Genomic DNA, 671 nt, shown 5'->3' on the forward strand with positions numbered 1-671 from the left:
GCGGCCGGCCAGGCGCGGTTCGCGCGGGGCCAGGTCACCATCGGCGTTCAGGCCAAGCGGGCCGAAGCCGGCGAGGCGGCGGTCACGATCAACGCCGCCGTGCTGGCGCGCTATCTGACGCTGGCGAACGAACTGGCCGAGGACGGCGCAACGCCGCCGTCGGCCGACGGCCTGCTGGCCTTGCGCGGCGTGATCGAGGCGCCCGAAGAGGCGGACGATCCCGAGGCGCGGGCGGCGGTGGAGGCGGCGATGACCCGCACGGTCGAAGAGGCGCTGGATGCGCTGAAGGCCTCGCCCGAGGGTCGGATCGTCAATGTCGGCTCGGCCGCCGCGTTGAAGGCCGGGGCCGGCATGGGGGCATACGGCGCGGCCAAGGCCGGAGTCCACGCCCTGACCCAGGCGCTGGCCGAGGAGTTGAAGACGACAAAGGTGACGGTCAACGCCGTCCTGCCGTCGATCATCGACACGCCGGCGAACCGCAAGGACATGCCCGACGCCGACCCGGCGACCTGGGTCGCGCCGGCCGATCTGGCCGCGGTGATCCTGTTCCTGGCGTCGCCCGAGAGCCGGGCCATGACCGGCGCCCTGGTGCCGGTGACAGGCCGCGTCTGATGCGCAGCGACCGGGTCCGCAGCGTCCTTTATCTGCCCGCCTCCAATGCGCGGGCGATC

Annotated in this window: 1 protein-coding gene; it reads left to right on the forward strand. The window is 73.2% G+C overall.

Annotated elements, in window-relative coordinates:
• Nucleotides 1–612, forward strand: a 612-nt coding sequence (locus tag ACFC3J_RS22845) for an SDR family oxidoreductase (RefSeq protein WP_375198193.1), incomplete at its 5' end; no start/stop codon positions are given.
• Nucleotides 613–671 lie beyond the last annotated feature (59 nt).

The organism is Sphingobium sp., assembly GCF_041987595.1.
Lineage (GTDB): Bacteria > Pseudomonadota > Alphaproteobacteria > Sphingomonadales > Sphingomonadaceae > Sphingobium.